The organism is Phytomonospora sp. NPDC050363, assembly GCF_040655735.1.
Taxonomy (GTDB): domain Bacteria; phylum Actinomycetota; class Actinomycetes; order Mycobacteriales; family Micromonosporaceae; genus Phytomonospora.
On the sequence record NZ_JBFAKK010000004.1, the window covers coordinates 463,249 to 483,861 of the forward strand.

Annotated in this window: 15 protein-coding genes; 12 read left to right on the plus strand and 3 right to left on the minus strand. The window is 71.2% G+C overall.

Going from position 1 to position 20,613, the window contains the following annotated elements; genetic code table 11:
• Nucleotides 1-62: 62 nt before the first annotated feature.
• The 4 genes from AB0I28_RS13570 (at nucleotide 63) to AB0I28_RS13585 (ending at nucleotide 6,082) form a co-directional block, all read left to right on the plus strand.
• Nucleotides 63-2,861, plus strand: a complete 2,799-nt coding sequence (locus tag AB0I28_RS13570) for a family 78 glycoside hydrolase catalytic domain (protein ID WP_357492937.1) — start codon at nucleotides 63-65, stop codon at nucleotides 2,859-2,861.
• 119 nt (nucleotides 2,862-2,980) lie between these two features.
• Nucleotides 2,981-4,300: an ABC transporter substrate-binding protein gene (locus AB0I28_RS13575; RefSeq protein WP_357492939.1), complete on the plus strand. Its 1,320-nt coding sequence runs from the start codon at nucleotides 2,981-2,983 to the stop codon at nucleotides 4,298-4,300.
• A gap of 58 nt (nucleotides 4,301-4,358) precedes the next feature.
• On the plus strand, nucleotides 4,359-5,249 hold the full coding sequence (locus tag AB0I28_RS13580) for a sugar ABC transporter permease (RefSeq protein WP_357492941.1): 891 nt from the start codon (nucleotides 4,359-4,361) through the stop codon (nucleotides 5,247-5,249).
• Nucleotides 5,246-6,082 (plus strand): carbohydrate ABC transporter permease, encoded by an 837-nt coding sequence (locus AB0I28_RS13585; RefSeq protein ID WP_357492943.1) that lies wholly within the window; start codon nucleotides 5,246-5,248, stop codon nucleotides 6,080-6,082. The genes AB0I28_RS13580 and AB0I28_RS13585 overlap by 4 nt, the downstream gene beginning before the upstream one ends.
• 4 nt (nucleotides 6,083-6,086) lie before the next feature.
• Here the strand turns inward: AB0I28_RS13585 and AB0I28_RS13590 are convergent, their stop codons facing one another.
• The gene (locus AB0I28_RS13590) at nucleotides 6,087-7,115 is read right to left on the minus strand and encodes a LacI family DNA-binding transcriptional regulator (RefSeq protein ID WP_357492945.1); all 1,029 of its coding nucleotides are present in this window, start codon (nucleotides 7,113-7,115) and stop codon (nucleotides 6,087-6,089) included.
• Between the two features lie 126 nt (nucleotides 7,116-7,241).
• Here AB0I28_RS13590 and rhaI point away from each other — a divergent pair, with 126 nt between their 5' ends.
• From rhaI to AB0I28_RS13605, 3 genes are read left to right on the plus strand one after another with little or no spacing between them, the layout of a single operon-like run.
• The gene (gene rhaI, locus AB0I28_RS13595; protein ID WP_357492947.1) at nucleotides 7,242-8,399 is read left to right on the plus strand and encodes an L-rhamnose isomerase; all 1,158 of its coding nucleotides are present in this window, start codon (nucleotides 7,242-7,244) and stop codon (nucleotides 8,397-8,399) included.
• Between the two features lies 1 nt (nucleotide 8,400).
• Nucleotides 8,401-10,425, plus strand: a complete 2,025-nt coding sequence (locus AB0I28_RS13600) for a bifunctional aldolase/short-chain dehydrogenase (RefSeq protein WP_357492949.1) — start codon at nucleotides 8,401-8,403, stop codon at nucleotides 10,423-10,425.
• Nucleotides 10,422-11,852 carry a rhamnulokinase family protein gene (locus AB0I28_RS13605; protein ID WP_357492951.1) on the plus strand — a complete coding sequence of 477 codons (1,431 nt, stop codon included), beginning with the start codon at nucleotides 10,422-10,424 and terminating at the stop codon, nucleotides 11,850-11,852. The genes AB0I28_RS13600 and AB0I28_RS13605 overlap by 4 nt, the downstream gene beginning before the upstream one ends.
• 6 nt (nucleotides 11,853-11,858) lie before the next feature.
• On the opposite strand, the gene AB0I28_RS13610 is transcribed toward AB0I28_RS13605, so the two are convergent.
• Entirely contained in the window at nucleotides 11,859-13,976 is a 2,118-nt protein-coding gene (locus AB0I28_RS13610; RefSeq protein ID WP_357492953.1) for an Hsp70 family protein, read from the minus strand.
• A gap of 502 nt (nucleotides 13,977-14,478) precedes the next feature.
• Between AB0I28_RS13610 and AB0I28_RS13615 the strand changes: the two genes are divergently transcribed.
• The 3 genes from AB0I28_RS13615 to AB0I28_RS13625 all read left to right on the plus strand — a co-directional run bounded on the left by AB0I28_RS13615 (nucleotide 14,479) and on the right by AB0I28_RS13625 (nucleotide 18,125).
• Nucleotides 14,479-15,171, plus strand: coding sequence for a glycoside hydrolase family 11 protein (locus AB0I28_RS13615; RefSeq protein WP_357492955.1), 693 nt, complete (start codon nucleotides 14,479-14,481; stop codon nucleotides 15,169-15,171).
• Nucleotides 15,172-15,532: 361 nt separating this feature from the next.
• Nucleotides 15,533-17,392 carry a S8 family serine peptidase gene (locus AB0I28_RS13620; protein WP_357492957.1) on the plus strand — a complete coding sequence of 620 codons (1,860 nt, stop codon included), beginning with the start codon at nucleotides 15,533-15,535 and terminating at the stop codon, nucleotides 17,390-17,392.
• A gap of 163 nt (nucleotides 17,393-17,555) precedes the next feature.
• Nucleotides 17,556-18,125, plus strand: coding sequence for a hypothetical protein (locus AB0I28_RS13625; protein WP_357492959.1), 570 nt, complete (start codon nucleotides 17,556-17,558; stop codon nucleotides 18,123-18,125).
• Between the two features lie 85 nt (nucleotides 18,126-18,210).
• On the opposite strand, the gene AB0I28_RS13630 is transcribed toward AB0I28_RS13625, so the two are convergent.
• A complete protein-coding gene (locus AB0I28_RS13630; RefSeq protein WP_357492961.1) occupies nucleotides 18,211-19,017 on the minus strand; it encodes an oxidoreductase in 807 nt (268 codons plus the stop codon).
• A gap of 257 nt (nucleotides 19,018-19,274) precedes the next feature.
• Here AB0I28_RS13630 and AB0I28_RS13635 point away from each other — a divergent pair, with 257 nt between their 5' ends.
• Nucleotides 19,275-19,667, plus strand: coding sequence for a universal stress protein (locus tag AB0I28_RS13635; protein ID WP_357492963.1), 393 nt, complete (start codon nucleotides 19,275-19,277; stop codon nucleotides 19,665-19,667).
• A gap of 291 nt (nucleotides 19,668-19,958) precedes the next feature.
• Nucleotides 19,959-20,612, plus strand: coding sequence for a response regulator transcription factor (locus AB0I28_RS13640; protein ID WP_357493265.1), 654 nt, complete (start codon nucleotides 19,959-19,961; stop codon nucleotides 20,610-20,612).
• Nucleotide 20,613 lies beyond the last annotated feature (1 nt).

Genomic DNA, 20,613 nt, shown 5'->3' on the forward strand with positions numbered 1-20,613 from the left:
ATGACGCGGTGATTGCTGAAAGATCTCCGCTGAATCGTTTCAAGCGTTTGAGGAGTCCCTCCATGCCACGCGCCGCCGCTCCCTCAGCCCCACGTTTCGAACACCGCACGGACGCGGGTCCCGCCCTGGGGGTCGGCACGGCCGTGCCCCGGCTGTCCTGGACGGTGCCCGAGGCCGAGCCGGGCTTCGTCCAGCGCGCCCGCGAAATCCAGATCAGCCGCGCGGGGGAGACGGTCACCGCGGTCGTCGAGTCGCACGAGCAGGTGCTCGTACCTTGGCCGGCCGAGCCGCTGAGGTCGCGCGAGCGCGCCGAAGTGCGCGTCCGAGTCCGCGACGACGAGTGGTCGGGCTGGAGCGAGGCGGGCGTCGTCGAGGCGGGCATGCTGTCGCCCCAGGACTGGACGGCCCGGTTCGTCAGCCCCGGCGCACTCGGCGGACTCGACCGGCCCGCACCCGTCCTCCGCGGTGAGATCGACATCCCCGAAGGGATCGTCAGCGCACGCCTGTACGCCACCGCGCACGGCGTCTACGAGGCCGAACTCAACGGGCGGCGCGTCGGCGACGAGGTCCTGGCCCCGGGATGGACGTCCTACCCCAACCGGCTGCGCTACCAGTCCCACGACGTGACCGAGCTGGTCACGGCCGGCCGCAACGACCTGACCGTCACCCTCGGCAACGGCTGGTACCGCGGCCGCCTGGGCTTCCTGGGACGCCGCGCCCTCTACGGCGACCGCCTGGCGCTCCTGGCGCAGCTGGAGGTGACGACCGCCGACGGAGCCGTCCACGTGCTGGCCACCGACGAGTCGTGGACGGCCGGCGAGAGCCAGGTCGTCTACGACGACCTCTACAACGGACAGCACACCGACCTGCGGCGGCCGGTTCCGCGAGAACCGGACGGAGCCGTCGTGATCGTCGACGCGGATCTGGGACTGCTCGTCGCGCCCGACGGCCCGCCGGTGCGCGTCACCGGCGTACTGCCCGCCGTAGCGGTGTGGACCTCGCCGTCGGGCCGCACACTCGTCGACTTCGGACAGAACATCGTCGGCCGGGTCCGCCTGCGCACACGCGGGCACGACACCGGCCACGAGATCGTCCTGCGCCACGCCGAAGTCCTCGACGACGGCGAACTCGGCGTGCGCCCCCTGCGGACCGCCGACGCGACCGACCGCTGGATCCTCGCCGGGCCCGGCGAGGTCGCGCTGGAGCCCACACTGACCTTCCACGGCTTCCGCTACGCCGAGATCACCGGCGTCGAGGACCTGCGCGCGGCCGACGTCGAGGCGATCGCGGTCGGCTCCGACCTCAAGCGCACCGGCTGGTTCGACTCCTCCCACGAACTCCTGAACAAGTTCCACGAGAACGTCGTGTGGGGCATGCGCGGCAACTTCCTCGACGTTCCCACCGACTGCCCCCAGCGCGACGAACGGCTCGGCTGGACCGGCGACATCCAGGTCTTCTCGCCGACGGCCGCCTTCCTGTTCGACAGCACCGGATTCCTGCGCTCCTGGCTTGCCGACCTGGCCGCCGAGCAGCTGCCCAACGGCGCGGTCCCCTTCGTGATCCCCGACGTCCTGCACGGCGCCGACCCGGCCGCCGCGGCCTGGGGCGACGCCGCCGCCGTCGTCCCCTGGGTGCTCTACCAGCGCACCGGCGACCTCGGTGTGCTCGCCGCCCAGCTCCCCTCCATGCGCGCCTGGGTCGACCGGATCTCGGCGCTCGCCGGCACCGACGGACTATGGGCCGGCGGTTTCCAGTTCGGCGACTGGCTCGACCCCACCGCACCGCCCGAGGCGCCCGCCGACTCCCAGGCCGACCCCGACGTCGTCGCCACCGCACACCTGGCGCACTCGGCGGACCTGGTGGCGCTCGCCGCACGGGCGCTCGGTGAGACCGGGACCGCCGAGCAGTACGAGAAACTCGCCGCGCGTACTCGCGACGCCTTCGCCCGGGAGTACGTCACCGGCGGCGGGCGCGTGCTCAGCGACTCGCCGACCGCCTATGCCCTGGCACTTCAGTGGGACCTGCTCCCCAACGCCGAGCAGCGGCGCCGGGCCGGCGCGCGTCTGGCCGACCTGGTGCGCGCGAGCGGTTTCCGCATCAGTACCGGCTTCGTCGGGACGCCGCTGATCGCCGACGCCCTGACAGCCGCCGGTGAGGTCGGCGTCGCGTACCGCCTGCTGTTGCAGACCGGATGCCCGTCCTGGCTGTACCCGGTGACCATGGGCGCCACGACCGTGTGGGAGCGCTGGGACAGCATGCTCCCCGACGGCCGGATCAACCCCGGCGAGATGACCTCCTTCAACCACTACGCGCTCGGCGCGGTCGCCGACTGGCTACATCGGACGGTCGCGGGCCTCGCTCCCGCCGCGCCGGGATACCGGTCCATCGAGGTGCGGCCGCTGCCCGGATCGCGGCTCACCCACGCCTCGGCGCGGCACCTCACGCCGTACGGACCGGCCGCCGTGTCATGGGAGCGTGCCGAGGGCCGCTTCCGGCTGTCCGTCGAGGTTCCGGTCGGGGTGACCGCCGCGGTCCACCTTCCCGACGGACGGGACTTCCCCGAGGTCGGTCACGGCCGCCACGAGTGGGAGTCGGCCGATCCGTTCGCGGAGGCGGTATCCGGCCGCCGGGCGACCGTCCGCGACGTCCTCGACGACGAGCCCGCGTGGCGCGGCATCGTCGAGGCAGCGGTGTCGGCCGGACTGGCGGCCGACGAGGCGGGCGTCGCCGCGTCGCTGCGCGCCCACTTCGACGCCCCGGCGTCGTCCCTTGTGGACGCGCTGGTCCCCGGCGACGTCGTGCGCGGCGCCGAGGAACTGCGCCGCGTTCTGGGCGCCGCCTTCGACGCAACAAATCCGTGACAAAGGCTTGACGCCCCCGTAACGGGGTCCTAAAGTCAGGCAACTCGATGAATCGTTTCATATCCGTGTCCGGGATGTGGACCCCAGGTATTCCACCCCTTGCCTTGGAGGTATCACCCATGTTCACCGCCAAGCCGCGACGCCTCACGGCGCTCGTGGCCGCCACGGCCGCCGTGGCGATGCTGAGCGCCTGCAGCGCCGGAAGCCTCGGCCCCAGCGACGAGGAGGGCGTCACCACGCTGTCCTTCCTCGTCGACAACGAAGCCTCGACGGTCAAGACCGCCGAGGCGCTCGCCGCCGCCTTCAGCGCGGCCAACTCCGATGTGAAGATCGACATCGAGACCCGGCCGCAGGGCGGCGAGGGCGACAACATCGTCAAGACCCGCCTGGCCACCGGCGACATGACCGACATCTTCCAGTACAACTCCGGGTCGCTCTTCCAGGCGCTCAACCCCCAGCAGAACCTCCTTCCCCTCGACGACCAGTCCTACGTGGACGCCCTCGACCCCGCCTTCAAGGTCACCGTCACCACCGAAGGCAAGCTCTACGGCGTCCCGTCCGGCGGCGCCATGGGCGGCGGGATGCTCTACAACAAGCGCGTCTACGCCGAACTCGGCCTGACCGTGCCCACCACCTGGGCCGACTTCATGGCGAACAACGCCGCGATCGCGAAGGCCGGCCCGGCCCCCGTCGTGCAGACCTACCAGGACACCTGGACCTCGCAGGTCACCGTCCTTGCCGACTTCCACAACGTGCTCACCGCCCAGCCCGACTTCGCCGAGCGCTTCACCGCCAACCAGGCGAAGTTCGCCACCACCCCGGCGGCCCTGCGCAGTTTCCAGAAGCTCCAGGAACTCCACGACGCCGGATACGTCAACGAGGGCTTCGCCTCACTGAAGCTCGAACAGGGCCTCAAGCTCCTCGCCGAGGGCGAGGGCGTGCACTTCCCGATGCTCACCTTCACCGTCGCCACGCTCGCCGCCGCGCACCCCGACAAGGTCGCCGACATCGGCTTCTTCGCCCTCCCCGGCGACGACGCGGCCGGCAACGGCCTGACCGTCTGGGAGCCGGGCGCGATGTACATCCCGACGACCACCACCGACGCCAGGCTGGAGGCCGCCAAGCGCTTCCTGACCTTCGTGGCGAGCAAGGAGGGCTGCGACGTGATGGCCGGCGCCAGCACCCCTTCGGGCCCCTTCGTCGTCGCCGGCTGCACGCTTCCCGACACCGTTCCCCAGGCGATCAAGGACATGCAGCCCTACTTCGACGGCAAGAAGACCAGTCCCGCGCTGGAGTTCCTCTCGCCGGTCAAGGGCCCGGCGCTGGAGCAGATCACCGTCGAGGTCGGCTCGGGCATCCGCCCGGCGATCGAGGGAGCCGAACTCTACGACCAGGACGTGGAGAAACAAGCCCAGCAACTCGGCCTGCCCGGTTGGTAGACGGACTTCGGTCCCGCGGCCGCCGTTCGCGCGGGCGCGGGACCGAGAGGGAAACGACATGACAACGCAAGCGATCCCGCGCAGGCGGCGTCGGCCCGGCGGCCCGTACCCGCTGTGGTTCTACCTTCCCGGCGCGGTCGTCTACGGCGTGCTCTTCCTCGCGCCGACCTTCGCCTCCTTCTACTTCAGCCTCACCCGGTGGAGCATCTTCGACCACTCCTTCATCGGCTTCGACAACTTCGTCCAGTTCTTCCAGGAGCCCGCGCTGGTCAAGGGTTTCACCAACACCTTCGTCTACGCCGTGGTCACCTCGGTGTCGAAAGTGGTCCTGGGCTTCGGCCTCGCCGTCCTGCTGACGTCGCGGATCGTCGCCAGGGGATACCTGCGCTCGGTGGTGTTCTTTCCCGTGCTGGTGTCCACGATCGGCGTCGGCCTCACCTTCACCGTGCTGATGAACCCCGACACCGGCCTGATCAACCGATCGCTGGCCCTGCTCGGCGTCGAAGGCCCGGGCTGGCTGACCGACCCCTCGCTGGCGCTGCTGTCGGTGGCGATGGTCGACGTGTGGAAGGGCGTCGGGCTGGCCACCCTCATCTACATCGCCGGGATCGTGTCGATCCCGCAGGAGTACTTCGAGGCGGCGCGGGTCGACGGCGCCGGCTCGATGGGCGTGCTGCGCCACGTCATGATCCCGCTGGCGCGCCCGGCGACGGTCACCGTGATCATCCTGTCGCTGATCGGCGGGCTGCGCTCCTTCGACCTGGTGTGGGCGATGACCCGCGGCGGGCCCGGGTTCACCTCCGACGTCACCGCCTCGGTGATCTACAAGCAGTACCAGGCGGGCTTCTACGGGCTGTCCACCGCGGGCAACGTGGTCCTGTTCGTGGTCGTCACCGCCATCGTGGTGCCGCTGTTCTGGTTCCTCAACCGCAAGGAGGTCGAGCGATGACCGGCCGCCGCAACAAGAACAACCACTGGCTGAGCACCGTGGCGATCGTGGTGTCGACGGTCGTGTTCGTCGTCCCCTTCGCGTTCATCGCGCTGACCGCCGTCAAGGACCAGTCGCAGGCCGCCGAGCTCGACTTCTCCTGGCCGCGCAACTTCCAGTTCGTCGAGAACCTCGTCGCCGTGGTCGAGGCGCGCGACTACATGCTCATCATCGCCTTCATCAACAGCACCGTCCTGACCGTGTGCAGCGTGGCCCTGATGGTCCTGCTGTCGGCGATGATCGCCTACGTGCTGGCGCGGCGGCGCAGTCGCTGGAACGGGCTGGTGAACTTCCTGGTGCTGTCGGGGCTCATCATCCCGCCGGCGGTCGTGCCGACCATCTGGGTCCTGCAGGGCCTCGGACTCTTCCGGACGATGCCCGGCCTGATCCTGGTCGAGGTCGCCTTCGGCATGTCCTTCAGCATCATGCTGTTCCGCGCCTTCGTCTCGACGGTTCCCCGTGAACTCGACGAGGCAGCGACGCTCGACGGCGCCGGACCGGTGCGGCTGTTCTTCCGGGTCATCCTGCCGCTGCTGCGGCCGGTGGCGATCACCGTGGTCGTCGTGCAGTCGGTGACGGTCTTCAACGACTTCACCAACCCGCTGTACTTCCTGCCCGGCGACGACAACGCCACCGTGCAGCTGACCCTCTACAACTTCCAGAGCCAGCTCGGCACGCGCTACAACCTGCTGTTCACCAACATCCTGCTGATCACCATCCCGCCCCTGCTGATGTTCCTGTTCTTCAACCGGCGCATCGTGGCCGGCATGACGGCCGGGGCGATCAAGGGATGAGTACCTACGCCGGGCGCGACGGCTCGCTGGACCTGCGCACCACCAGTTCGGGGTCGAAGAGGGTGCGGCGATGCTGATGCCCGGCGTCCTCGACCTCTTCGAGCAGCAGCTGGGCGGCGGTCCGGCCGAGCAGTTCGCGCGGCTGCCGCACCGAGGACAGCGGCACGGCCGCCGCCGCAGCGAACTCGATGTCGTCGTAGCCGACGATCGCCATGTCCTCGGGGACGCGAAGGCCGCGCGTGATCAGCTCCTGGAGTACGCCGAGGGCGAGCAGGTCGTTGGCGCAGAACACCGCCGTCGGCCGCTCTCCGGGCGCGATCGCGGCCAGTTCGGCGGCGGCCTTGCGGCCCGCGGCCACGGTCAGGTTGGCGGTGTCGACGACCGTCAGCCGGGCCGGCGGGTTCTCGGCGGCGAACTCGGCGAGGGCGGCCGTCGTGCCCTGGTGCCGGTCGCTCACCTGGGGCAGGGTGAGCGGCCCGCCGGCGAAGGCGATGTGCCGGTGCCCGGTGCGCAGCAGGTGCTCGGCGGCGAGCTGGCCGCCGAGCACGTCGTTGACCGAGACCGAGCAGAAGGCGCCCCGGCCGGCGCCCCGGTCGACGAGCACGACCGGGATCCCGTGCCGCGACAGCCGTTCGAGGCGCGCGGTGGACGACGTGCCGACTGGGGTGATGAGCAGGCCCTGGACGCGTTGCTGTTCGAGCATCTCCAGCAGGCGTTCCTCGCGGGCCGGGCTCTCGCCGCTGTTGCAGACGATGAGCATGCTGCCGGCGGCCTCGACCGTCTCCTCGGCTCCCCGGGTGACGTCGGTGAAGAAGGGGTTGCCGCCGTCGAGGACCACGATGGCGACGGTGCGGCTGCGTCCGGCGCGAAGCTGGCGGGCGGAGTCGTTGCGCACGTAGCCCAGTTCGGCGATGGCCTTGAGCACACGCTCGCGGTTCTCCGGCGTGACCTTCTCGGGACGGTTCAGCACGTTGCTGACGGTGCCGAGCGAGACTCCGGCACGCCGAGCCACCTCTTTGATGCTGGCCGTCATGGCCGCCTTCCGATCCTCGCTCGCAGACGCGCGGCGTTACGCCTCGTCGACTATTGACCGCCAACTTTCCGGCTGTTAGCTTATACGACGTTTGATGAAACGTTTCACTGCCGCTTTGGAGTAGACATGGCCGATCCCGCCCCCGCCTTGCGAACGCAGCAGATCGAAACCCCCTCCTGGGCCTATGCCAACTCCGGCACCCGCTTCCGCGTGTTCCCCCAGCGCGGTGTCCCGCGTGACCCCTTCGAGAAGATCGCCGACGCCGCGGTCGTACATCGTTTCACCGGTGTCGCGCCGAGCGTGGCGCTCCACATCCCGTGGGACCGCGTCGAGGACTACACCGTGCTGGCAGCCTTCGCCGCAGAGCAGGGCGTGCGCCTGGGAACCATCAACGCCAACGTCTTCCAGGACGTCGACTACATGCTCGGCAGCGTCACGCACCCCGACCCGGCCGTCCGCCGCAAGGCTCTCGGCCACCTGCTGGAATGCGTCGACATCATGGACGCCACCGGCTCGGCCGACCTCAAACTCTGGTTCGCCGACGGCACCAACTATCCCGGCCAGGACGACATCCGCGCCCGGCAGGACCGGCTGGCCGAGGCGCTGGAGGCCGTCTACGCGCGGCTCGGCGAGGGACAGCGCATGCTGCTGGAGTACAAGCTCTTCGAACCGGCCTTCTACGCCACCGACGTGCCCGACTGGGGCACGGCGTACATGCACTGCGCACAGCTGGGGGAGCGCGCCCAGGTCGTCATCGACACCGGCCACCACGCGCCGGGGACCAACATCGAGTTCATCGTCGCGGTGCTCCTGCGCGCGGGCAAGCTCGGCGGCTTCGACTTCAACTCCCGCTTCTACGCCGACGACGACCTCATGGCCGGCGCCGCCGACCCCTTCCAGCTGTTTCGGATCATGAACGAGATCGTCGCCGCCGACGCCCTCGACCCGGCCGCCGGCATCGCCTTCATGCTCGACCAGTGCCACAACATCGAGCCGAAGATCGCCGCGATCATCCGCTCGGTCATGAACGTGCAGGAGGCGACGGCCAAGGCCCTGCTCGTCGACCGCGACGCGCTGGCCTCGGCGCAGGGGTCCGGCGACGTGCTCGGCGCCAACGCGGTCGTCATGGACGCCTACAACACCGACGTGCGGCCCCTTCTGGCGCAGGTTCGGGCCGACATGGGCCTCGACCCCGACCCGATCGCCGCCTACCACCGCTCGGGCTACTTCGAACGGGTCCGCGACGAGCGCGCCGAAGGCGCCCAGGCCGGATGGGGCGCGTGACGTGACCGCCGTCGACGACCTCATCGCACGCTCGCACCGGCTCGGCGCCGACCCGAGCACCACCAACTACGCCGGCGGGAACACCTCCGCCAAAGGCGAGGCGACCGACCCGGTCACCGGCCGGCCCATTCCGCTGATGTGGGTCAAGGGCTCCGGGGGAGACCTCGGCACGCTCACCCCGGGCGGTCTGGCCGCGCTGCGGCTCGACCGCCTTCGCGCGCTGACCGACGTCTATCCCGGCGTCGAGGCCGAGGACGACATGGTCGCCCTCCTCGACCACTGCCTCCACGGCCGTGGAGGCGCCGCGCCCTCCATCGACACGGCCATGCACGCACTCCTCGACGCCGTCCACGTCGACCACCTCCACCCCGACGCCGGAATCGCCATCGCCACGGCCGCCGACGGCCCGCGACTGACCCGGGAGATATTCGGCGAGCGGGTCGCCTGGGTGCCCTGGCGCCGTCCCGGCTTTCAGCTCGGCCTCGACATCGCCGCCGTACAGCGCGACAATCCGCGCGCGATCGGCTGCATCCTCGGCGGTCACGGGATAACCGCTTGGGGCGATACCAGCGAGGCATGCGAGGCCAACTCCCGCGAGATCATCGCCACCGCCACGGCCCACATCCGCGAGCACGGCGCGCCCGAGCCCTTCGGCCCGGTCGTCCACCCGCCGCTCGCCGACGCCGAGCGCCGCGCGCGGGCCGCGGCCCTGATGCCGGTGCTGCGCGGGCTCGCCTCGACCGACCGCGCCCAGGTCGGGCACTACGACGGCGGCGACGTGATCCTCGACTTCCTCGCCCGTGAGCGGATGCCGGAACTGGCCGAGCGCGGCACCTCGTGCCCCGATCACTTCCTGCGCACGAAGGTCCGGCCCATGGTCGTCGACCTGCCCCCCGACGCCGAGTTCGATGAGGTCGTGGCCAGGGTCCGCGAACTGCACGAGACCTACCGGGCCGAATACCGGGCCTATTACGAGCGCCACGCCGATCCGGCGAGCCCGCCCATGCGCGGCGCCGATCCGGCGATCGTCCTCGTGCCCGGCGTCGGCATGTTCAGCTTCGGCCGCGACAAGCAGACCGCCCGCGTCGCCGGCGAGTTCTACCTCAACGCCGTCAACGTGATGCGCGGCGCCGAGGCGATCTCGGCCTACGCGCCGATCGGCGAGGCCGAGAAGTTCCGCATCGAATACTGGGAACTGGAGGAGGCCAAGCTCCGCAGGATGCCCGCGCCCGCTCCGCTGGCCACGCGCGTCGCCTTCGTCACCGGAGCCGGGTCGGGGATCGGCAGGGCCATCGCCCACCGCCTGGCGGCCGAAGGCGCCCGCGTCGTCGTCGCCGACCGCGACGGTGACTCCGCGCGCGAGGTCGCCGCCCAGATCGGCGGAGCCGACAGGGCCGTCGCCGTGACGGCCGACGTGACGGACGCCGCGCAGATCGCCCGGGCCTTCGAGGAGGCGGTCCTCGCCTTCGGGGGCGTCGACCTCGTCGTCAACAACGCCGGCCTGTCGATCTCCAAGCCGCTGCTGGAGACCAGCGAGGCCGACTGGGACCTCCAGCACGACGTCATGGCCAAAGGCTCCTTCCTGGTCGCCCGGGAGGCCGCCCGCGTCATGATCGCCCAGGGCATGGCCGGCGACATCGTCTACATCGCCTCGAAGAACGCGGTCTTCGCCGGGCCGGACAACATCGCCTACAGTGCCGCCAAGGCCGACCAGGCCCACCAGGTCCGGCTGCTCGCCGCCGAACTCGGCGAGCACGGCATCCGCGTCAACGGCGTCAACCCCGACGGGATCGTGCGGGGCTCGGGGATCTTCGCCGGCGGTTGGGGCGCGCAGCGCGCCGCCGTGTACGGCGTGCCCGAGGAGGAGCTGGGCGCCTTCTACGCCAAGCGCACGATCCTGAGAAAGGAGGTCCTTCCCGAGCATGTCGCCAACGCGGTGTTCGCGCTGACCGCGGGGGACCTGTCGCACACCACCGGACTGCTCGTCCCGGTCGACGCCGGCGTCGCCGCGGCGTTCCTGCGGTGAGCACCGTGCGAGTCGCCGCGGTCGATCTGGGCGCGTCCGGCGGGCGCGTCGTCCGCGCGGAGGTCGGCGACGGTGTGCTGGATCTGGCCGAGGCGCACCGCTTCGGCAACACGCCGGTGCGCGTCGGCGGCACGCTCCACTGGGACGTGCTGGGTCTCTACCGGGAGACGGTCGACGGTCTGCGGCGGGCCGGGACCCTCGACGGGATCGGCATCGACGCCTGGGCCGTCGACTTCGGCCTGCTCGACTCCACCGGCGCGCTGCTGGGCAACCCGGTGCACTACCGCGACGCCCGCACCGACGACGTCTGGCACGGGGCGCGCGAGCGGCTGGGCGACGAGCGCCTGTACGGCGTCACCGGTCTCCAGCAGATGCCGTTCAACACGCTCTACCAGCTCACGGCGATGGCGGGAACGCCGCAGCTCGCCGCCGCCGAGCGGCTGCTGCTCATCCCGGACCTGCTCGCCTACTGGCTGACCGGGACGATCGGCGCGGAGCACACCAACGCCTCGACCACGCAGCTCTACGACGTGCGGCGGCGGGCCTGGGCGACCGGCCTGGCCGAGGAGGCGGGAATCCGGCCGTCGCTGCTGCCGTCGCTGAGGGAGCCGGGCACCACCGTCGGGCCGGTCGTGGCCTCGGTGGAGCTGCCGGGCGAGCCGCAGGTCATCGCCGTCGGGTCCCACGACACCGCCTCGGCGGTGGTCGCGGTCCCCGCCGCCGACGAGCGCTTCGCCTACATCTCCTGCGGCACCTGGTCGCTGGTGGGCGTCGAGCTGGACGCGCCGATCCTGACCGACGCCGGGCAGGCGGCGAACTTCACCAACGAGGGCGGGGTCGACGGGACCATCCGTTACCTCCGCAACGTCATGGGCCTGTGGCTGGTGCAGGAGTCCATGCGCGCTTGGGGGGAGACCGACGTCGCCGCCCTCGTGCGCGCCGCCGCCGCGGAGCCCGCCTTCGGCTCGCTCGTCGACCCCGACGACCCGGCCTTCTTGCCGCCGGGCGACATGCCGGGGCGCATCCGCGCGGCCTGCCGGGAAACGGGCCAGCCCGCGCCGGTGACGCCCGCCGCCGTCCTGCGGTGCGTCCTGGAGAGCCTGGCCCTGGCCCACCGCCGGGCCGTGCGGCAGGCACAGGCGCTGTCGGGGAAGGACGTCGACGTCGTGCACATCGTCGGCGGCGGTTCCCGCAACTCCCTGCTGTGCCAGCTGACCGCCGACGCCTGCGGGTTGCCTGTCCTCGCCGGTCCCGCCGAGGCGACCGCGCTGGGGAACGTATTGGTTCAGGCTCGCGCGCTCGGGGCCGTCGCCGGTGACCTCACCGCGCTGCGGGCGTTGGTGCGCGGTTCCCAGGCCCTCGTGCGGTATGAGCCGCGCGGTGACGCTGCGGCCTGGGACCGTGCCGAACGGCGGGTGTGGTCCTGAGGGCCCTCACCGCAGCGGCGGCGAGCGCGTCTCCCGAACGCCTGGCAGGCGCGTGAGTCGCACGATGACCAGCACCGCCGGGACGGCCGCGATGACGGCCAGCCACAGGGCGAGTTCGTTGAATCTGTCGGCGACGCCGAAACCGGACCCGTCCTCGGCGACGGCGGCGAAGATGTCGCCGTCGATGACCGGTTCGATCGGCAGGAGCCGGTGCCGGCCGCTGTAGAGCCACGGGATCGAGTACAGGACGGCGATCGCCACCCAGGCCCACTCGAAGGACCGCAGGCGCTGTCGCCTTTCCGGCTCGCCGATCGTTGCCCAGGTCCGGAGGTTCGCCACGAGGACGGCCGGCATGGTGAACACGGCGAGAGTGAACAAGGCGGCGACCAGCAGGTCGGCGCCCATGCCGTCGCTCGCCCTCTCGGCGGCCAGGAGTCCGGTGCCGGTGGGGGAGTGGCCGATGGCGCCGGTCGAGGAGTTGGCGGCGAGCAGGTCGGCCCACCAGACGACGACCACCACGCCGACCGCCGACAGCAGCGCGAGCTGCAGCACGAGGGTGTCGCGGAGCCCTCGCAACGCCGAGGACGGCGAGGCCGGTTCCAACTGCGAGAGGCCGAGCGTCACTCCCGCGACGACGAGGAGTCCACAAAGGAGCGCCCGGATGACGGGGAAGTTCGGGACCCCGGCCGCGATGATGAAGGCGGCTTCGAGCCCGGTGAAGCAGATGACGGCCGTCTGGGTGATCGTGACGGATCGCCGCGTTCCCACGGCTCCGCGGTCGATGCGGACGGCGTTCACGGCGGTCATGACCGCCAGTGCGAGCGCCGTCGGCACGGCGAGGATCGTGATGACCAGGACGTAGGTCGGCGGGGGCTCGATGAGCGCCATCACCAGCCCCGCGAGGCACTGGGCGGACAGCAGCGCGAACTGGAGCCAGTGCAGCGACTTGAGCGCGGTCGGCGCGGGGGGTGGCGGCGGGTTCGCCGGGGGTGGTGCGGTCGGCCATGCCGGCGCGGGGCGTGGAGGTTGCGGTGCCGGTGCCGGTGCCGGTGCCGGTGCGGGCGTGCTGTCGAGGGTCGCGCCGGTCGCGACCACGAGTTCGGGCTGGTCGAGGACGGTCGGGGCGATCCCCAGACCGCGGTGCAGGGTCGTCGCGGTCAGCGGCATCCGGGAGGCCCCGCCGACCAGGAACACGCCGGTGAGTCGTTCCCTGGGGACGTCGGCCGAGCGGATCACCGCCTCGGTGAGGCGGACCGCCTTGCCGAGCAGCGGGCCGGTGAGCGCGTCCAGCTCGGGGCGGGTCAGATGGGTGTCGACCTCCAGGACGGGGACGAGAAGGTCCACACTCGACTGTCGCGACAGACGCTCCTTGGCCCCGCGCACGTCGTCGAGGAACTGCCGCAGCTGCCGGCGTCCGGTGGCGTCCGTGGGATTCATCAGCGCCGACCAGCGCTCGTCGCCGGCGAAACGCCGTCCGATGTGGAGCGTCAGGGCATGGTCGATGTCCACACCGCCGAGTTCGCCCGAACCGTCGACGGCGAGGACCTCGAAGCCCGTCGGCGTCGCCGCCACCACCGACGCGTCGAAGGTGCCGCCACCGAAGTCGTAGACCGCGACGGTCTCGCCCGCGGTGAGCGCGGCGCCGGGCCGCTGTGCGAAGTACCGGGCGGCCGCCACCGGTTCCGGCACGAAGGTGACCGGGCCGAGGCCCGCCAGCTCGCAGGCGTCGGAGAGCGTCAGGCGCCGCACGGGTCCCCAGGCGGCCGGATGCGTGACGACGGTGCGGTTCGGCCGCGCGCCCGCCACCCGCTCCGCCTCCTCGCGCACTCGCCCGAGCACGGCCGCGAACAGTCGCGGCACCTCGAACTCGACGTCGCCGAGCAGGACCGTTCCGTCGTCGACGCGCCGCTTCGGGTTCGGCTCGAAGCGCTCCGGCCGCAGCCGCGCCGAGTGCACCGCGTCCCGCCCCGCCAGCAGCGTTCCCGGCCCCTCCGCGTACACCGCCGAGGGCAGCAGGGGAGAGCCGTCGAACAGCAGGGGAGAGGCGGCCCCACCGGCCGGCCGCAGGACCGCGACGGTGTGGGACGTTCCGAAGTCGACGCCGAGCACCACCGGGGAGGACATTCCGGAACCCTAGCAACAGCAAGGGATCCGACGGCACGAAGCGGGTGGGGGTGATCCGGAGGTCCCCCTCAATGGCAGGCCGGCGGAGTTCGCCGTGAGCCCGCGCTCAAGCGGCGGCGAGTGCTCCGCCGAGATCGCGGGCGCGGCAGGGGGACTCCGCTGCCGACGGCGACGTGGCGAGCATTGCCGAAACTTCCGGAACCATAGTTGGCCGACCAGTGCGGCGCATGCCGAGTTCTCTCCGTTCGATGCTTGCGGAGGACCTGGAAAGACTTCATTCCGCAAAGATCACCCGATTCCGAAACTTCCGGAAAATCATCGCAAGAATCGTTGACAGCCTTCCGAGCGTCCACTTAGTCTTGACTTCCAACTAAACCGTCGCTCACGCCACCTCGTGAGCCGCGGATCCCGGTCCCCGAGCACCCGGGGGCCGCCGCATCCCATCGCGTCGAGCGTCCCGGCGAGTACCGGCCGGCCCCGCCGGCGCACGCAGGGAGGAACAATGTCCGAAGACAACTCGCGCTTAAAACCCTTCAACCGCAGGAGTCTCCTGCTCGGCGGCGCCGCCGCTCTCGGCGTCGGCGCCTCGGCGATGCTGCTGCCCGGCACGGCCCACGCCGACCAGACCGTCACCAGCAACCAGACCGGCACCCACGAGGGCTACTACTACTCCTTCTGGACCGACGCGCCCGGCACGGTGACCGCGGTCCTCAAGGCCGGTGGCAACTACACCGTCAACTGGTCCAACACCGGCAACTTCGTGATCGGCAAAGGCTGGAGCAACGGCGGGCGCCGGACCATCAACTGGTCGGGCAACTTCAGCCCCTCCGGCAACGCCTACATGTGCGCCTACGGGTGGACGTCGAACCCGCTCGTCGAGTACTACATCGTCGACAACTGGGGCAACTATCGCCCGACCGGGCAGCACAAGGGCACCGTCTCCAGCAACGGCGGCACCTACGACATCTACAAGACGACGCGCTACAACGCCCCGTCGGTCGAGGGCAACAAGACCTTCGACCAGTACTGGAGCGTCCGGACCTCGAAGAACTACTCCGGCGGCCAGATCACCACCGGCAACCACTTCGACGCCTGGGCGAGCAAGGGCATGAACCTCGGCGCCTTCCGCTACTACATGATCATGGCCACCGAGGGCTACCAGAGCAGCGGCTACTCCAACATCTGGGTGAGCTGAGGCCCACCGCCGACGGCCGGGGTGCGGGCTACCACCGCGCCCCGGTTCGTCGTGCGCCCCGATGCCCGCGAGGCTGCCCGCCCCTCTCAGCGCCTCCGACCGCTGAGACCGCGCCGCTTCGGAGCCCGTCGCATCGCACCCCAATGTGCGACCCACCAGCACTTCCGCCAATAATCCGACGCTTCCCTTGACCCTGCGCGAGCGCTGGGCGACTCTTCGTCCACGGGCCTCAACCGCCCGTGCCCCTCGTCGCGACGGCCGTCGGCCGCGCGGCGAACCCGCCCTGCCCGAGCGGACTGCCACGACCCGCCAGCAACACCTCCGTCGTGGTGCCCGCATGCCCGCAACCCAAGGAGAGACCATGCATTCGAGCCCTTTAACCCTCGCCCGACGCGCCGCCGTCGCGGCGGCGGCGCTCGCCACCGCGGTCGGCGTCCTCGCCTCGCCCGCCCAGGCCGCACCCGAGACCGGTGAGATCCGGCACGCGGGTGAGGCCACCGCCATCGCCGGCTCCTACATCGTCGTCCTCAACGACGTCGCGGCGTCCGCGGACGCCGGATCCCTCGCCGACGGCTACGGCGCCGATGTCGAGGTCGTCTACACCGACGCCCTGCGCGGCTTCAGTGCCACCATGTCCGAGGCCGACGCCGCCCGGCTCGCCGCCGACCCGGCCGTCGCGTACGTCGAGCAGAACCGCACGGTCACCTTGGCTGGCACGCAGTCGCCTGTGCCCTCATGGGGCCTTGACCGCATCGACCAGCGGGCCCTGCCCCTCGACACCTCCTACACGTACCCGAACACCGGCGCGGGTGTGCGCGCCTACGTCATCGACACCGGAATCCGCCTCACCCACGGCGACTTCGGCGGCCGGGCGGTCTCGGGCATCGACACCGTGGACAACGACAACGACGCCACCGACTGCAACGGCCACGGCACGCACGTCGCCGGCACCACCGGCGGCACCGCGCACGGTGTGGCCAAGGGCGCCACCACGCTCGTCGGCGTCCGCGTGCTGAACTGCGGGGGCAGCGGCTCCTACGCCGGTGTCATCGCCGGCATCGACTGGGTGGCGGCCGACCACGACCTGGGTGAGGCCGCGGTGGCCAACATGAGCCTCGGCGGCGGCTACGACCAGGCCACCAACGACGCCGTGACGGGCGCGATCGCCGACGGCGTGACCTTTGTCGTCGCGGCCGGCAACTCCAACGCCGACGCCTGCGGCGCCTCGCCGGCGAGCACGCCCGACGCCATCACGGTCGGCGCCACGACCGCCGCCGACGCCCGCGCGAGTTTCTCCAACTGGGGAACCTGCCTCGACATCTTCGCGCCGGGCCAGGACATCACCTCGGCGTGGCACACCACCGACACCGCCACCAACACCATCAGCGGCACCTCCATGGCCGCACCGCACGTGGCGGGCGCGGCGGCGCTGGTCCTGAAGGCTTACCCGAGCTACACGCCACAGCAGGTCCGCGACAAGCTCGTCAACGACGCGACCCCCGACGTCGTCACCGACCCGGGAACGGGCTCGGTGAACGAGCTCCTCTACGTCGGCGGAATCAAGCCTCCGCTGCTGGACTTCTCGGTCTCGGTGACCCCCGACTCCGGCTCCACCCTCCCCGGTGGCGTCCTGCAGGCGAGGGTCCGCACCGCCACCACCGCAGGCATCCCGCAGCCGCTGGCCCTCACGGCGTCCGGCCTGCCGGCCGCAACGACGGCCGGGTTCCTTCCGAACTACGTCATCTCGGGCATGTCGTCGAGGCTGACTCTCCAGACGTCGGCGGCCACCCCTGCGGGCACGTACGCGATCACCGTGACCGCCACAGGACTGTTCGGCAGCCGCTCGACGACGTACACGCTGACGGTCATCCGCCCGCCGGGCTGCACGCAGACGAACGACGCCAACTACTCGATCGGCGACAACATGACGGTCGAGAGCCCGGTGACCGTCGCCGACTGCCCGGGCGCCGCCCGGGCCGACGCGACCGTCGACGTCCATATCGTGCACACCTACATCGGTGACCTGATAGTGAAACTCGTCGCGCCCGACGGCACGCACTACTTCCTGCACAACCGTGCGGGCGGGAGCGGCAACGACCTCAACCGGGTCTACAACGTGGACCTGTCCTCCGAGACCGCCGACGGTGAGTGGCGGCTCCAGGTCACCGACGCGGCCGCGGCCGACGTCGGATACATCGACGGCTGGACCCTCTCCCTCTAGCGGCTGAGAACGATGAAGGCGCCCGCCGTGCGAACCCGCACGGCGGGCGCGCCGCCAATTCCCCCGCCCGAGGGAGGCGCCCACCCCGGCGGAGCGAGGCGAGCGGCCCCCGCGCGAGGCGATGCTGGCGGGACAAGGAAATCGACGCGAAAGGCCGTCCAGCATGCCGCACACCTCACGAAATTCCCGACGACTCCGCCGCTGGGGCCTGGCCGCGGTGGCCGGTGTCGCGCTGGCGACCACCGCCGTGGCCGGCGCCGGTGCCAGCCCGGCCGGTCCCGGAAAGCCCGACCCCTCCACCGCCTCCGGGGAGCCTCGGCTGCACGGCTCGGCGGGCGGGCACCTGCCCGAGTTCTTCGGGCAGTGGGCGGGCGACGCGGTCGCCTTCGAGATCGACGCACGGGGCATGACCGGGACCTTCGACGTGTCCCACACCAAGCCCGACGGCGCTTTCGTCGCCGAGTTCGACGGCGACATCACGTGCCTCGCGGTCGGCGGCGACGTCGCGGTCGCCACGGGCGTCATCTCCGCGGGCAGCGCCGACGTGCCCGGCAGCGGGATCACCGACCTGACCGGCCAGAAGGTCGCCTTCACCGTCTACGACGACGGCAGGCAGGACCGCTTCTTCTGGCAGTGGGAGTTCCTCGGCGCGCCCATCAACGACTGCCAGGGCACCGCGCCGGTGTTCGACCCGTCGTGGGGCGGCTTCAAGGTCTCCGGCGAGATGTTCTGACCCGAACGCCGACCGGACGCGGGCGGTCGCCGCGTACGGTCGGCTCACGGCCGCCGACACCGCACGGTGTCGGCGGCCCTCGGGTTCAGTCCGGGAAATCCGCCGCCGCGGCGGTGTCGCGGCCGACCTCCACAAGGGACTCGTAGTCCTTCACCCGCTGCTGGAGCATGTCGACGGCCTGGGCGCCGAGCAGGAGCCGCAGCGGCGGCTCGGGGGAGCGCACGGCCTCGATGATCGCGTCGGCCGCGCGGTGCGGATCTCCGGCCTGATGCCCGGTGACCGTGGGGATGAACGCCCGGTTCTCGGCGACGACCTGGTAGTCGGGGATCGTCACCGGCGACACGTCCAGTGAGCCCGCCGCCCAGTTGGTCCGAAAGCCCGCCGGTTCCACGACCGTCACCTTGACGCCGAGGGGCGCGGCCTCCATGGCCAGCGCCTCCGAGATCGCCTCGACGGCCCACTTCGTCGCGCAGTAGTAGCCGATCGCGGGGAAGACGACGAGCCCGCCGATCGACGAGATGTTGACGATGTGGCCCGAACCGCGCTCGCGCATCCCCGGCAGGACGGCACGGGTGAGGGCGGTCAGCCCGAACACGTTGGTCTCGAACACGGCCCGGATCCCGGCGTCCTCGCCCTCCTCGATCCCGGCGAGGTAGCCGTAGGCGGCGTTGTTGACGAGGACGTCGACCGGCCCGGCGGCGGCGACCGCCGCGGAGATCTGCTCGGGATCGGTCACGTCGAGGCGTAGCGCGAGGGCGTTGTCGCGCTCGGCGAGGTCGGCGATCGCCGACGGGTTCCGGGCGGTGACGACGACGCGGTCGCCGCTGTCGAGGACGCGTTCGGCGAGTGCGCGCCCCAGCCCGGTCGAGCAGCCGGTGATCAGCCAGTTCACGATGTCTCCTTCACTGTCGGTGACACCACTGTGCGCGCGGCGAGAGGGTCGCATCCAGGGCTTTCGCGCTGAATCGACTGCCTCTTCAGGCTCCGCTTCGGTCCGGAACCGGACACGCGCCGACCGGGGCCTCCATGGACTTTGGTCATCGTCGGGCGCCTACCCACGGCACTCCCGCGGACCCGCCGCGCCCTCCGAGAATGGTGACGGGCCGGCCGGCCAACCCGCCGGCCGTCCGGTACCGAGTGGAGACCGCCATGCCCGCTTCCCGCCCGATCGTCGCCGGTGTCGACGGATCGCCGGCGAGTGTCGCCGCCGTCCGTTACGCCGTCCGCCTCGCCGAACGGCGGCGGGCGCCGCTCCACCTCGTGCACGCCTCCCAGCGCCCGGCCGGAGGGTACGACCCCGGCGAGCTCGTCGAGCGGATCCGCGCCGAGCATCCCGGTCTGCCCGCCGTTCATGGCGGGCAGGTCAGCGGGGCGGCCGCCGACGTGCTCATCCAGCTCGGCCGAAACGCCGAGATCACCGTCGTCGGGGCGCGCGGCCACGGCGGCTTCGCCGGCCTGCTGCTCGGCTCGGTCGGCCACACGCTCCTGCGGCACGCCCGCGGCCCGGTCGCCGTCGTCCGGGCGGGCGGGGCCGGGAGATGAGGGTGCTGGTCACCGCCGCGATCCGGTACGCCGACGCCGTCGTGCTCGGCGGCGCCGTCCACTGGTGCGGATGACCGGCGCTCGCGGGCACCGGGTCTTCGGCCGCGACCTCGGCGAGGTCCGCGGGTGGGCGGCCTCGGTCGCCATGTCGATCAAGGCCGAGATCGGCCAGGGCATTTAGTCCTTGATCACCGATGCCCGAGGACGCGTGCGGGCGCCGCGCGTCGGCGGTAGCGTTCATGTCCCGACGTGACCCGCAACCGTGGCGGTCGCGCGGTGAAGGGAAGCGCGATGCCGATCCGGGTGTTCCTCGTCGACGACCACGAGTTGGTGCGGCGCGGTCTCAGCGACCTGTTCGAGTCAGAGGCCGACCTCGAGGTCGTGGGCGAGGCCGCCTCGGTGGTGGAGGCGCTGGCGCGGATTCCCGGCTCGGAGGCCGACGTGGCGATCCTCGATGTGCGCATCGGCAAGGGCGACGGCGTCGAGCTGTGCCGGGACCTCAAGTCCGTCCAGCCGGATCTGAACTGCCTGATGCTGACCTCCTTCGACGACGACGAAGCGCTGTTCAACGCGATCATGGCGGGTGCCTCGGGCTTCGTGCTCAAACAGGTTCTCGGCGCCGACCTGGTCGACGCGATCCGGACGGTGGCCGCGGGGGGTTCGCTGCTCGACCCTCGCGCCGCCGCAGCTCTCATGTCCCGCCTGCGCCGCGAGCAGGAACAGGCCGACCCGTTCAAGACCCTCACCGAGCAGGAGCGCGCCGTCCTCGAACTCATCGGCGACGGCCTGAGCAACCGCGAGATCGCCAAGAAAATGTTCCTGGCCGAGAAGACCGTCAAGAACTATGTATCCCACTTGTTGGCAAAACTCGGCATGCGGCGCCGCACCCAGGCTGCGGTCCTCCTCACCCGCCTGCGGTCAGGGGAACGGGACCGGGGCGAGTAGC